Raw genomic sequence first — 14,568 nt, 5'->3', positions numbered from 1 at the left:
CATGAAACAGTATTTAGAACTGATGCAAAAAGTGCTCGACGAAGGCACACAGAAAAACGACCGTACCGGAACCGGAACGCTTTCCATTTTTGGTCATCAGATGCGTTTTAACCTGCAGGATGGATTCCCGCTGGTGACAACCAAACGTTGCCACCTGCGTTCCATCATCCACGAACTGCTGTGGTTCCTGCAGGGCGATACTAACATTGCTTATCTACACGAAAACAATGTCACCATCTGGGACGAATGGGCCGATGAAAATGGCGACCTCGGGCCAGTGTATGGTAAACAGTGGCGCGCCTGGCCAACGCCAGATGGTCGTCATATTGACCAGATTACTACGGTACTGAACCAGCTGAAAAACGACCCGGATTCGCGCCGCATTATTGTTTCAGCGTGGAACGTAGGCGAACTGGATAAAATGGCGCTGGCACCGTGCCATGCATTCTTCCAGTTCTATGTGGCAGACGGCAAACTCTCTTGCCAGCTTTATCAGCGCTCCTGTGACGTCTTCCTCGGCCTGCCGTTCAACATTGCCAGCTACGCGTTACTGGTGCATATGATGGCGCAGCAGTGCGATCTGGAAGTGGGTGATTTTGTCTGGACCGGTGGCGATACGCACCTGTACAGCAACCATATGGATCAAACTCATCTGCAATTAAGCCGCGAACCGCGTCCGCTGCCGAAGTTGATTATCAAACGTAAACCCGAATCCATCTTCGACTACCGTTTCGAAGACTTTGAGATTGAAGGCTACGATCCACATCCGGGCGTTAAAGCGCCGGTGGCTATCTAATTACGAAACATCCTGCCAGAGCCGACGCCAGTGTGCGTCGGTTTTTTTACCCTCCGTTAAATTCTTCGAGACGCCTTCCCGAAATTTTGCAACGTCCTGCAACGTCCTGCAACGGCGTAAATAGTCCGGAAGATGCGCCGAAGAAATAGAAACTGGCCCTCGTCTTTTTTTCTCCTCGCTCCATACTGCCGGCATGAAAACACAACGTGGTTATACGCTGATTGAAACGCTGGTCGCGATGCTGATTTTGGTCATGCTAAGCGCAAGTGGACTCTATGGCTGGCAATACTGGCAGCAGTCGCAACGGCTTTGGCAAACCGCCAGCTAGGCGCGGGACTATTTGCTCTATTTACGTGAAGATGCCAACTGGCATAACCGCGACCACAGTATCAGCGTTATCAGGGAGGGGACGTTATGGTGCCTTGTGAGTTCCGCTGCTGGGGCCAATACCTGTCATGGCAGTTCACCATTGGTCTTTGTGCCACGCTGGCCCGAAGTCGAAATGAGCGACCTGACACCTTCGCTTGCTTTCTTTGGCCTGCGCAATACCGCATGGGCCGGGCATATTCGCTTCAAAAACTCAACGGGCGAGTGGTGGCTGGTGGTTTCGCCGTGGGGAAGACTCCGGCTTTATCAGCAAGGAGAAACAGAAGGATGCCTGTAAAAGAGCAAGGTTTTTCTCTGCTGGAAGTGTTGATTGCTATGGCGATCAGTAGCGTATTGTTGCTGGGGGCTGCACGCTTTCTGCCTGCGTTACAGCGTGAAAGTTTAACGAGCACTCGTAAGCTGGCACTGGAAGATGAAATCTGGCTGCGGGTATTTACCGTCGCGAAGCATCTCCAGAGGGCGGGTTATTGTCATGGCAGCTGTACCGGCGAAGGGCTGGAAATTGTCGGACAGGGTGACTGTATCATTGTGCAGTGGGATGCGAACAGTAACGGTATCTGGGATCGCGAACCGGTAAAAGAGTCCGACCAGATTGGATTTCGTCTGAAGGAGCATGTGCTGGAAACGCTACGCGGTGCGACATCCTGTGAAGGTAAGGGCTGGGATAAAGTCACTAATCCGGATGCCATCATTATCGACACTTTTCAGGTCGTACGTCAGGATGTCAGCGGCTTCTCGCCGGTGTTGACGGTTAATATGCGTGCTGCCAGTAAGTCTGAACCGCAAACCGTGGTGGATGCCAGCTATAGCGTGACAGGATTCAACCTGTGAACCGCGAAAAAGGTGTTTCGTCACTGGCTCTGGTCCTGATGCTGCTGGTTTTGGGTAGCTTGCTATTGCAAGGAATGAGTCAGCAGGATCGCAGTTTTGCCTCTCGCGTGAGCATGGAAAGTCAGTCATTGCGCCGCCAGGCCATCGTTCAGTCGGCGCTGGCGTGGGGAAAAATGCACTCCTGGCAGACGCAGCCAGCAGTTCAGTGCTCGCAGTACGCTGGAACCGATGCCCAGGTTTGTTTGCGTTTACTGGCAGATAATGAAGCCTTATTGATTGCCGGTTATGAAGGCGTTTCGTTGTGGCGAACAGGCGAAGTCATTGATGGAAAAATTGTTTTTTCGCCACGCGGCTGGAGCGATTTTTGTCCGCTGAAAGAGGGGGCATTATGTCAGCTTCCCTGAAGAATCAACAAGGCTTTAGCCTGCCGGAGGTAATGGTTGCGATGGTGCTGATGGTGCTGATGGTGCTGATGGTGCTGATGGTGATGATTGTCACTGCGTTATCGGGTATCCAGCGAACATCAATGAACAGTCTCGCCAGCAGAAACCAGTACCAACAGCTCTGGCGGCATGGTTGGCAGCAAACGCAACTGCGCGCGATTTCGCCACCTGCCAACTGGCAGGTCAACCGAATGCAGACATCGCAGGCGGGATGTGTCAGCATCAGCGTTACGCTAGTTTCACCCGGGGGCAGAGAAGGCGAGATGACCCGCCTGCATTGCCCGAATTGTCAGTAGTCAGGAGCCGCTATGTTAAGGGTCTACCATTCCAATCGTCTGGACGTGCTGGAAGCGTTGATGGAGTTTATTGTCGAACGCGAACGGCTGGACGATCCTTTCGAACCAGAGATGATTCTGGTGCAAAGTACCGGTATGGCGCAGTGGCTGCAAATGACCCTGTCGCAAAAGTTTGGTATTGCGGCAAACATTGATTTTCCGCTGCCAGCGAGCTTTATCTGGGATATGTTCGTCCGGGTGTTACCGGAAATCCCCAAAGAGAGCGCCTTTAACAAACAGAGCATGAGCTGGAAACTGATGACTCTGCTGCCGCAATTGCTGGAGCGCGAAGACTTTACCCTGTTGCGGCATTATCTGACTGACGATAGCGACAAGCGAAAACTGTTCCAGCTTTCCTCAAAAGCGGCGGACCTGTTTGACCAGTATCTGGTCTATCGTCCGGACTGGCTGGCACAGTGGGAAACAGGACATTTGGTTGAAGGGCTGGGAGAAGCACAGGCCTGGCAAGCCCCGTTGTGGAAGGCGCTGGTGGAATATACCCATGAACTCGGACAACCGCGCTGGCACCGCGCGAATCTCTATCAGCGCTTTATCGAAACGCTGGAGTCCGCGACGACCTGCCCGCCGGGGTTACCTTCGCGCGTCTTTATATGCGGTATTTCCGCGTTACCGCCTGTTTATCTCCAGGCGCTCCAGGCGCTGGGTAAACATATTGAAATCCATCTCCTGTTTACCAACCCCTGCCGTTATTACTGGGGCGATATTAAAGATCCTGCTTATCTGGCGAAACTGCTGACTCGTCAGCGTCGACACAGTTTTGAAGATCGCGAATTGCCGCTATTTCGCGATAGCGAAAATGCCGGACAGCTCTTTAACAGCGATGGTGAACAGGATGTCGGCAACTCGCTGCTGGCCTCATGGGGGAAGCTTGGGCGCGACTACATTTATCTCCTTTCTGACCTGGAGAGCAGCCAGGAGCTGGACGCTTTTGTCGATGTGACGCCAGATAACCTGCTGCATAACATTCAGTCTGACATTCTGGAACTGGAAAACCGCGCCGTTGCGGGTGTGAACATCGAAGAGTTTTCCCGTAGCGATAACAAACGCCCGCTTGATCCACTGGATAGCAGTATCACATTCCACGTTTGCCATAGCCCGCAGCGTGAAGTTGAAGTTTTACACGATCGCTTGCTGGCGATGCTGGAGGAAGCCCCGACACTTACTCCGCGCGACATCATCGTGATGGTGGCTGATATCGACAGCTACAGTCCGTTTATTCAGGCAGTGTTTGGTAGCGCACCTGCGGATCGTTACCTGCCTTACGCCATTTCCGACCGTCGTGCGCGGCAGTCACATCCGGTACTGGAAGCGTTTATCAGCCTGTTATCACTGCCTGACAGTCGCTTTGTGTCAGAGGATGTGCTGGCGCTGCTGGATGTGCCGGTGCTGGCGGCGCGGTTTGACATCACCGAAGAAGGGCTGCGTTATTTACGCCAGTGGGTCAACGAATCCGGCATTCGTTGGGGGATAGATGACGACAACGTTCGCGAGCTGGAACTCCCCGCCACCGGACAACACACCTGGCGATTTGGCCTGACGCGTATGTTGCTGGGCTACGCGATGGAGAGCGCGCAGGGCGAGTGGCAATCGGTTCTACCTTATGATGAATCGAGCGGCTTAATTGCAGAACTGGTGGGGCATCTGGCTTCACTGCTAATGCAGCTAAACATCTGGCGTCGCGGGCTGGCACAGGAGCGTCCGCTAGAAGAGTGGTTGCCGGTTTGTCGCGATATGCTCAACGCCTTCTTCCTGCCGGATGCGGAAACCGAAGCGGCGATGACGCTGATCGAACAACAATGGCAGGCGATTATCGCCGAAGGTTTAGGTGCGCAGTATGGCGACGCGGTGCCGCTGTCACTATTGCGTGATGAACTGGCACAGCGTCTGGATCAAGAACGTATCAGCCAGCGTTTTCTCGCCGGACCGGTTAACATTTGTACTCTGATGCCAATGCGTTCAATTCCGTTCAAAGTGGTTTGCCTGCTGGGAATGAACGACGGCGTTTATCCACGTCAGCTTGCGCCATTGGGCTTTGACCTGATGAGCCAGAAACCGAAGCGTGGCGACCGTAGCCGTCGCGATGACGACCGCTACCTGTTCCTGGAAGCGTTAATTTCCGCGCAGCAAAAACTCTATATCAGCTATATCGGGCGTTCCATTCAGGATAACAGTGAACGTTTCCCGTCGGTACTGGTGCAGGAACTGATCGACTACATCGGGCAAAGTCATTATCTACCGGGCGATGAAGCGCTCAACTGTGATGAAAGCGAGGCAAGGGTAAAAGCGCATCTTACTTGCCTCCATACCCGGATGCCGTTTGATCCGCAAAACTACCAGCCAGGCGAACGACAAAGCTATGCTCGTGAATGGCTACCTGCGGCCAGCCAGGCTGGTAAAGCACATTCTGAATTTGTTCAGCCGCTGCCGTTTACCTTACCGGAAACCGTGCCGCTGGAAACGCTACAACGATTCTGGGCACATCCGGTGCGGGCGTTCTTCCAGATGCGTTTGCAGGTGAACTTCCATACTGAAGACAGCGAAATCCCAGACACCGAGCCATTTATTCTGGAAGGACTTAGCCGTTATCAAATCAATCAGCAGTTATTGAATGCACTGGTTGAGCAGGATGATGCCGAACGCTTGTTCCGCCGCTTCCGGGCGGCAGGGGATTTACCGTATGGCGCTTTTGGTGAAATTTTCTGGGAAACACAGTGCCAGGAGATGCAGCAGCTTGCCGACAGAGTCATTGCCTGTCGCCAGCCGGGGCAGAGTATGGAAATTGATCTCGCCTGCAACGGTGTGCAGATAACTGGCTGGTTGCCGCAGGTGCAGCCGGATGGCCTGTTGCGCTGGCGTCCCTCTTTATTAAGTGTGGCGCAGGGAATGCAACTTTGGCTGGAACACCTTGTCTACTGTGCCAGCGGTGGTAATGGCGAAAGTCGCCTTTTTCTACGCAAAGACGGTGAGTGGCGTTTTCCGCCGCTTGCAGCCGAACAGGCTTTGCATTACCTCTCACAACTGATTGAGGGGTATCGTGAAGGAATGTCCGCGCCATTGCTGGTGTTACCTGAAAGTGGCGGCGCGTGGCTAAAAACCTGTTATGACGCGCAAAACGATGCCATGCTGGATGACGATTCCACGTTGCAAAAAGCCCGTACGAAATTCCTTCAGGCTTACGAAGGCAACATGATGGTGCGTGGCGAAGGTGATGATATCTGGTATCAACGGCTCTGGCGGCAATTAACACCAGAGACAATGGAGGCCATCGTTGAACAGTCGCAACGTTTCCTGTTACCGCTGTTTCGCTTTAATCAGTCATGAGTGTTGTATAAAAATTGCGCAATCTATCTGCTTACTTTATGATGCGCACCAGTCACGGACTGATGGTTATATAAACATAGGCTGACTCGTGCAGCACAAGATTAAATTCTGGCAGATGATTTGCGTTAACCTGTTGAATCTGTCCAGAAAATAAAGTTGATTATGAGGTCCGTGAATGCCCCGCAGCACCTGGTTCAAAGCATTATTGTTGTTTGTTGCCCTCTGGGCACCATTAAGTCAGGCAGAAACGGGATGGCAGCCGATTCAGGAAACCATCCGTAAAAGTGATAAAGATAACCGCCAGTATCAGGCTATACGTCTGGATAACGGTATGGTGGTCTTGCTGGTTTCTGATCCGCAGGCAGTTAAATCGCTCTCGGCGCTGGTAGTGCCCGTTGGGTCGCTGGAAGATCCCGAGGCGTACCAGGGGCTGGCACATTACCTTGAACATATGAGTCTGATGGGGTCGAAAAAGTACCCGCAGGCTGACAGTCTGGCCGAATATCTCAAAATGCACGGCGGTAGTCACAATGCCAGCACTGCGCCGTATCGCACGGCTTTCTATCTGGAAGTTGAGAACGACGCCTTGCCCGGTGCGGTAGACCGCCTGGCCGATGCTATTGCAGAACCCTTGCTCGACAAGAAATACGCCGAACGTGAGCGTAATGCAGTGAACGCTGAATTAACCATGGCGCGTACGCGTGACGGGATGCGCATGGCACAGGTCAGCGCAGAAACCATTAACCCGGCACACCCCGGTTCAAAGTTTTCTGGTGGTAACCTCGAAACTTTAAGCGACAAACCTGGTAATCCGGTGCAGCAGGCGCTGAAAGATTTCCACGAGAAGTACTATTCCGCCAATTTGATGAAGGCGGTTATTTACAGTAATAAACCGCTGCCGGAGTTGGCAAAAATGGCGGCGGACACCTTTGGTCGCGTGCCGAACAAAGAGAGCAAAAAACCGGAAATCACCGTGCCGGTAGTCACCGACGCGCAAAAGGGCATTATCATTCATTACGTCCCTGCGCTGCCGCGTAAAGTGTTGCGCGTTGAGTTTCGCATCGATAACAACTCAGCGAAGTTCCGTAGTAAAACCGATGAATTGATTACCTATCTGATTGGCAATCGCAGCCCAGGTACACTTTCTGACTGGCTGCAAAAGCAGGGATTAGTTGAGGGCATTAGCGCCAACTCCGATCCTATCGTCAACGGCAACAGCGGCGTATTAGCGATCTCTGCGTCTTTAACTGATAAAGGCCTGGCTAATCGCGATCAGGTTGTGGCGGCAATTTTTAGCTATCTCAATCTGTTACGTGAAAAAGGCATTGATAAACAATACTTCGATGAACTGGCGAATGTGCTGGATATCGACTTCCGTTATCCGTCGATCACCCGTGATATGGATTACGTCGAATGGCTGGCAGATACCATGATTCGCGTTCCTGTTGAGCATACGCTGGATGCAGTCAATATTGCCGATCGGTACGATGCTAAAGCAGTAAAGGAACGTCTGGCGATGATGACGCCGCAGAATGCGCGTATCTGGTATATCAGCCCGAAAGAGCCGCACAACAAAACGGCTTACTTTGTCGATGCGCCGTATCAGGTCGATAAAATCAGCGCACAAACTTTCGCCGACTGGCAGAAAAAAGCCGCCGACATTGCGCTCTCTTTGCCAGAGCTTAACCCTTATATTCCTGATGATTTCTCGCTGATTAAGTCAGAGAAGAAATACGACCATCCAGAGCTGATTGTTGATGAGTCGAATCTGCGCGTGGTGTATGCGCCAAGCCGTTATTTTGCCAGCGAGCCCAAAGCTGATGTCAGCCTGATTTTGCGTAATCCGAAAGCCATGGACAGCGCCCGCAATCAGGTGATGTTTGCGCTCAATGATTATCTCGCAGGGCTGGCGCTTGATCAGTTAAGCAACCAGGCGTCGGTTGGTGGCATAAGTTTTTCCACCAACGCTAACAACGGCCTTATGATTAATGCTAATGGTTACACCCAGCGTCTGCCGCAGCTGTTCCAGGCATTGCTCGAGGGGTACTTTAGCTATACCGCTACGGAAGAGCAGCTTGAGCAGGCGAAGTCCTGGTATAACCAGATGATGGATTCCGCAGAAAAGGGTAAAGCGTTTGAGCAGGCGATTATGCCCGCGCAGATGCTCTCGCAAGTGCCGTACTTCTCGCGAGATGAACGGCGTAAAATTTTGCCCTCCATTACGTTGAAAGAGGTGCTGGCCTATCGCGACGCCTTAAAATCAGGGGCTCGACCAGAGTTTATGGTTATCGGCAACATGACCGAGGCCCAGGCAACAACGCTGGCACGCGATGTGCAAAAACAGTTGGGCGCTGATGGTTCAGAGTGGTGTCGAAACAAAGATGTAGTGGTCGATAAAAAACAATCCGTCATCTTTGAAAAAGCCGGTAACAGCACCGACTCCGCACTGGCAGCGGTATTTGTACCGACTGGCTACGATGAATACACCAGCTCAGCCTATAGCTCTCTGTTGGGGCAGATCGTACAGCCGTGGTTCTACAATCAGTTGCGTACCGAAGAACAATTGGGCTATGCCGTGTTTGCGTTTCCAATGAGCGTGGGGCGTCAGTGGGGCATGGGCTTCCTTTTGCAAAGCAATGATAAACAGCCTTCATTCTTGTGGGAGCGTTACAAGGCGTTTTTCCCAACCGCAGAGGCAAAATTGCGAGCGATGAAGCCAGATGAGTTTGCGCAAATCCAGCAGGCGGTAATTACCCAGATGCTGCAGGCACCGCAAACGCTCGGCGAAGAAGCATCGAAGTTAAGTAAAGATTTCGATCGCGGCAATATGCGCTTCGATTCGCGTGATAAAATCGTGGCCCAGATAAAACTGCTGACGCCGCAAAAACTTGCTGATTTCTTCCATCAGGCGGTGGTCGAGCCGCAAGGCATGGCTATTCTGTCGCAGATTTCCGGCAGCCAGAACGGGAAAGCCGAATATGTGCATCCTGAAGGCTGGAAAGTGTGGGAGAACGTCAGCGCGTTGCAGCAAACAATGCCCCTGATGAGTGAAAAGAATGAGTGATGTCGCCGAGACACTAGATCCTTTGCGCTTGCCCTTACAGGGCGAGCGCCTGATTGAAGCCTCTGCCGGCACAGGCAAAACCTTTACGATTGCGGCGCTCTATTTGCGCCTGTTACTTGGACTAGGCGGTTCCGCCGCCTTTCCCCGCCCGCTGATCGTTGAAGAACTGCTGGTGGTCACCTTTACCGAGGCTGCCACGGCAGAATTGCGCGGTCGTATCCGTAGCAATATCCACGAGTTGCGCATCGCCTGTCTGCGTGAAACCACCGACAATCCACTGTACGAACGCCTGCTGGAAGAGATCGACGATAAAGCGCAAGCCGCGCAGTGGTTGTTGTTAGCCGAACGGCAGATGGATGAAGCGGCAGTCTTTACTATTCACGGCTTTTGCCAGCGCATGCTCAACCTGAATGCCTTTGAATCCGGCATGCTGTTTGAGCAGCAGCTGATTGAAGATGAGTCTCTGCTACGCTACCAGGCCTGCGCCGATTTCTGGCGTCGCCACTGCTACCCGCTGCCGCGTGAAATAGCCCAGGTCGTCTTTGAAACCTGGAAAGGGCCGCAGGCGTTGCTGCGCGATATTAATCGTTATCTGCAAGGCGAACCGCCGGTTATCAAAGCACCGCCGCCCGATGATGAAACGCTGGCTTCCCGCCACGCGCAAATTGTGGCGCGTATTGATACGGTAAAACAGCAGTGGCGCGACGCAGTGGGTGAACTGGATGCGCTGATCGAATCTTCTGGTATTGATCGACGCAAGTTTAACCGTAGCAATCAGGCTAAATGGATCGAAAAGATCAGCGCCTGGGCAGAAGAAGAGACAAACAGTTATCAGTTGCCGGAGTCGCTGGAAAAATTCTCCCAGCGTTTCTTAGAAGATCGCACGAAGGCCGGGGGGGAAACCCCGCGACATCCACTGTTTGAGGCGATCGATCAACTGCTTGCAGAACCATTGTCGATCCGCGATCTGTTGATCACCCGCGCATTGGCTGAGATCCGCGAAACAGTAGCGCGTGAAAAACGCCGCCGTGGCGAATTGGGTTTTGATGACATGTTAAGTCGGCTCGATTCCGCGCTGCGTAGCGAAAGCGGCGAGGTGTTGGCAGCGGCGATCCGTACGCGATTCCCGGTGGCAATGATCGATGAATTTCAGGATACCGACCCCCAGCAGTACCGAATTTTTCGCCGTATCTGGCACCATCAGCCGGAAACCGCATTGTTGCTGATTGGCGACCCGAAGCAGGCCATATATGCATTCCGGGGTGCGGATATCTTCACTTATATGAAGGCGCGTAGTGAAGTTCATGCCCACTACACTTTAGACACCAACTGGCGCTCCGCACCTGGAATGGTGAACAGTGTGAACAAGCTTTTCAGCCAGACTGATGACACGTTCATGTTTCGCGAAATACCGTTTATTCCAGTGAAATCAGCCGGGAAAAATCAGGCGTTACGTTTTGTATTTAAAGGTGAAACGCAGCCTGCGATGAAAATGTGGCTGATGGAAGGCGAAAGCTGCGGCGTTGGCGACTATCAAAGTACCATGGCGCAGGTATGTGCTGCGCAAATCCGCGACTGGCTACAAGCCGGACAGCGGGGCGAAGCGTTGCTGATGAACGGCGACGACGCGCGTCCGGTGCGTGCTTCGGACATCAGCGTGCTGGTGCGCAGCCGCCAGGAGGCCGCCCAGGTGCGCGATGCCTTAACGTTGCTGGAAATCCCTTCCGTTTACCTTTCGAACCGCGACAGTGTTTTTGAAACTCTGGAAGCGCAGGAAATGCTTTGGTTGTTGCAGGCGGTGATGACGCCCGAACGTGAGAACACCCTGCGCAGTGCGCTGGCAACGTCAATGATGGGGCTGAATGCGCTGGATATTGAAACGCTGAATAATGACGAACATGCGTGGGATGCGGTAGTCGAAGAGTTCGATGGTTATCGGCAAATCTGGCGCAAACGTGGCGTTATGCCGATGCTGCGGGCGCTGATGTCGGCGCGTAACATTGCAGAAAACTTGCTGGCAACGGCAGGCGGTGAGCGGCGTCTTACCGATATCTTGCATATCAGCGAACTGCTTCAAGAAGCCGGAACGCAGCTGGAAAGTGAACATGCGCTGGTACGCTGGTTATCGCAACATATCCTCGAGCCAGACAGTAATGCCTCCAGCCAACAAATGCGCCTCGAAAGTGATAAACATCTGGTGCAGATTGTCACGATCCATAAATCGAAAGGGCTGGAATATCCGCTGGTCTGGTTGCCATTTATTACCAATTTCCGCGTCCAGGATCAGGCGTTTTATCACGATCGCCACTCGTTTGAGGCAGTTTTGGATCTTAATGCTGCGCCAGAAAGCGTCGACCTCGCGGAGGTCGAACGTCTGGCGGAAGATCTGCGTTTGCTTTACGTGGCGCTGACGCGTTCGGTTTGGCATTGCAGTCTCGGCGTTGCACCGCTGGTGCGCCGTCGTGGCGATAAAAAAGGTGACACCGACGTCCACCAAAGTGCGCTCGGGCGTTTGCTGCAAAAAGGGGAACCGCAAGATGCGGCAGGGCTTCGCACCTGTATTGAAGCGTTATGCGATGATGATATTGCCTGGCAAACGGCACAAACTGGTGATAACCAGCCCTGGCAGGTTAATGATGCTTTAACTGCAGAACTGAATGCGAGGACACTACAACGATTGCCCGGCGATAACTGGCGTGTCACCAGCTACTCCGGCTTGCAGCAGCGTGGTCACGGTATCGCTCAGGATCTGATGCCACGGCTGGATGTTGATGCCGCAGGCGTGGTCAGCGTCGTTGAAGAACCGACGTTAACACCGCATCAGTTCCCGCGCGGTGCGTCACCGGGGACATTCTTGCACAGTTTGTTTGAAGACCTCGATTTTACCCAGCCGGTTGACCCGAACTGGGTACAGGAAAAACTGGAACTCGGCGGCTTTGAATCGCAGTGGGAACCGGTGTTGACCGAGTGGATCACGGCTGTCCTCCAGGCACCTCTCAATGAAACGGGTGTTAGCCTGAGTCAGCTTTCCGACCGCGATAAACAGGTGGAGATGGAGTTTTACCTGCCGATTAGCGAACCGCTCATCGCCAGCCAGCTTGATGCACTAATTCGCCAGTTTGACCCGCTATCCGCTGGCTGCCCGCCGCTGGAGTTCATGCAGGTACGCGGCATGTTAAAAGGCTTTATCGACCTGGTATTCCGCCACGAAGGGCGTTATTACCTGCTCGACTATAAATCCAACTGGCTGGGTGAAGACAGTTCGGCTTACACCCAACAGGCTATGGCAGCAGCGATGCAGGCACACCGCTATGATCTGCAATATCAGCTTTATACCCTGGCGCTGCATCGTTATCTGCGCCATCGCATTGCTGATTACGACTATGATCTTCACTTTGGCGGCGTTATCTATCTGTTCCTGCGTGGCGTTGATAAAGAACATCCGCAACAAGGGATTTACACAACCCGACCCAACGCCGGGTTGATTGCCCTGATGGATGAGATGTTTGCCGGTATGACCCTGGAGGAGGCGTAATGAAATTGCAAAAGCAATTACTGGAAGCTGTGGAGCACAAACAGCTACGCCCGCTGGATGTGCAATTTGCCCTGACCGTGGCGGGAGATGAACATCCTGCCGTCACCCTCGCGGCGGCACTGTTAAGTCATGATGCCGGAGAGGGACACGTCTGTTTGCCGCTTTCACGACTGGAAAATAACGAGGCGTCGAATCCGCTGTTGGCGACCTGTGTCAGTGAAATCGGTGAGCTACAAAATTGGGAAGAATGCTTGCTGGCTTCTCAAGCGGTCAGCAGGGGAGATGAACCCACGCCGATGATCCTCTGTGGCGATCGTCTTTATTTGAATCGCATGTGGTGTAACGAGCGGACGGTAGCGCGCTTCTTCAATGAGGTGAATCATACCATTGAGGTTGATGAAGCTCTACTGGCGCAAACCCTGGACAAACTTTTTCCAGTAAGCGATGAAATTAACTGGCAAAAAGTTGCAGCGGCAGTGGCGCTGACGCGGCGGATCTCGGTGATTTCCGGCGGCCCAGGCACCGGTAAAACGACCACCGTGGCGAAGTTGCTGGCAGCGTTAATTCAAATGGCCGACGGCGAACGCTGCCGTATCCGTCTGGCTGCACCAACGGGTAAAGCTGCCGCGCGCTTAACCGAATCTCTCGGCAAGGCTTTGCGACAGTTACCGCTGACCGATGAACAAAAGAAACGCATTCCGGAAGATGCCAGCACTTTGCACCGATTGCTGGGCGCGCAGCCGGGTAGCCAGCGTTTACGTCATCATGCCGGTAACCCGCTGCATCTTGATGTGCTGGTGGTAGATGAAGCGTCAATGATCGATCTGCCTATGATGTCGAGACTGATCGACGCCTTGCCAGATCATGCGCGAGTGATCTTTCTCGGCGATCGTGATCAACTGGCCTCGGTTGAGGCTGGGGCTGTGCTGGGCGATATCTGCGCTTATGCCAACGCGGGCTTTACCGCCGAGCGTGCCAGGCAGCTAAGCCGCCTGACGGGGACTCACGTTCCGGCAGGAACCGGCACAGAAGCGGCATCTTTGCGCGACAGTCTCTGCCTGCTGCAAAAAAGCTATCGTTTCGGCAGCGATTCTGGCATTGGTCAGTTAGCTGCGGCGATCAACCGTGGTGATAAAACGGCAGTGAAAACCGTTTTTCAGCAGGATTTTACTGATATCGAAAAACGACTTTTACAGAGCGGCGAAGATTATATTGCGATGCTTGAGGAAGCTCTTGCGGGTTACGGACGTTATCTGGATCTGCTGCAAGCGCGTGCCGAGCCGGATTTAATCATTCAGGCGTTCAATGAGTACCAGCTTTTGTGCGCCCTGCGGGAAGGGCCGTTTGGCGTGGCTGGACTGAATGAGCGAATTGAACAGTTTATGCAACAGAAGCGCAAAATTCATCGTCATCCGCACTCTCGTTGGTACGAAGGCCGACCGGTGATGATTGCCCGTAATGACAGCGCGCTTGGGTTGTTTAATGGCGATATCGGTATTGCGCTGGATCGCGGGCAGGGGACGCGCGTCTGGTTTGCGATGCCGGACGGCAATATTAAGTCTGTGCAACCGAGTCGCTTGCCAGAGCACGAAACTACGTGGGCGATGACGGTACATAAATCGCAGGGATCGGAGTTCGACCATGCGGCGTTGATTTTACCGAGCCAACGCACGCCGGTAGTAACGCGAGAGCTGGTATACACCGCGGTGACCCGCGCGCGTCGTCGTCTGTCGCTGTATGCCGATGAGCGTATATTAAGTGCGGCAATCGCCACTCGTACTGAGCGGCGCAGTGGTCTGGCGGCGTTGTTTAGTTCGCGGGAATAAACGTAATTG

At 53.3% G+C, this 14,568-nt stretch carries 8 protein-coding genes, 1 pseudogene and 1 other annotated feature; all 9 genes and pseudogenes read left to right on the top strand.

The window, feature by feature from the left end:
* Position 1: 1 nt before the first annotated feature.
* The 9 genes and pseudogenes from thyA (at position 2) to recD (ending at position 14,559) form a co-directional block, all read left to right on the top strand.
* Positions 2-796 carry a thymidylate synthase gene (gene thyA, locus SF2837; protein ID NP_708616.1) on the top strand — a complete coding sequence of 265 codons (795 nt, stop codon included), beginning with the start codon at positions 2-4 and terminating at the stop codon, positions 794-796.
* A 193-nt stretch (positions 797-989) separates the two neighbouring features.
* Positions 990-1,460 (top strand) — a sequence feature (Similar to Escherichia coli K12 prepilin peptidase dependent protein A gi: 1789190 (157 aa). BLAST with identity of 99% in 156 aa. This CDS ontains frameshift. The sequence has been checked and is believed to be correct.).
* A pseudogene (ppdA, locus tag SF2836) lies at positions 990-1,460 on the top strand. (Overlaps the previous feature by 471 nt.)
* Complete coding sequence (locus SF2835a; protein ID YP_008439276.1) at positions 1,451-2,014, top strand: hypothetical protein; 564 nt, start codon at positions 1,451-1,453, stop codon at positions 2,012-2,014. Before ppdA ends, SF2835a begins: the two are co-directional and overlap by 10 nt.
* Before the next feature lie 38 nt (positions 2,015-2,052).
* Entirely contained in the window at positions 2,053-2,418 is a 366-nt protein-coding gene (ygdB, locus tag SF2835) for a hypothetical protein (protein ID NP_708615.4), read from the top strand.
* Entirely contained in the window at positions 2,403-2,753 is a 351-nt protein-coding gene (gene ppdC / locus SF2834) for a hypothetical protein (protein ID NP_708614.2), read from the top strand. Before ygdB ends, ppdC begins: the two co-directional genes overlap by 16 nt.
* 12 nt (positions 2,754-2,765) lie before the next feature.
* A complete protein-coding gene (gene recC, locus SF2833; RefSeq protein NP_708613.1) occupies positions 2,766-6,134 on the top strand; it encodes an exonuclease V subunit gamma in 3,369 nt (1,122 codons plus the stop codon).
* Between the two features lie 175 nt (positions 6,135-6,309).
* Positions 6,310-9,198, top strand: a complete 2,889-nt coding sequence (ptr, locus tag SF2832) for a protease3 (RefSeq protein ID NP_708612.1) — start codon at positions 6,310-6,312, stop codon at positions 9,196-9,198.
* Complete coding sequence (recB, locus tag SF2831) at positions 9,191-12,733, top strand: exonuclease V subunit beta (protein ID NP_708611.2); 3,543 nt, start codon at positions 9,191-9,193, stop codon at positions 12,731-12,733. The genes ptr and recB overlap by 8 nt, the downstream gene beginning before the upstream one ends.
* On the top strand, positions 12,733-14,559 hold the full coding sequence (gene recD / locus SF2830; RefSeq protein NP_708610.1) for an exonuclease V subunit alpha: 1,827 nt from the start codon (positions 12,733-12,735) through the stop codon (positions 14,557-14,559). Before recB ends, recD begins: the two co-directional genes overlap by 1 nt.
* The last annotated feature ends 9 nt before the right edge of the window (positions 14,560-14,568 follow it).

This window comes from Shigella flexneri 2a str. 301, assembly GCF_000006925.2.
In the GTDB taxonomy this organism is placed as follows: domain Bacteria; phylum Pseudomonadota; class Gammaproteobacteria; order Enterobacterales; family Enterobacteriaceae; genus ECMA0423.
The sequence above is the reverse complement of the archived record's forward strand: the minus strand, read 5'-3'. Positions and strand labels throughout refer to the sequence as shown.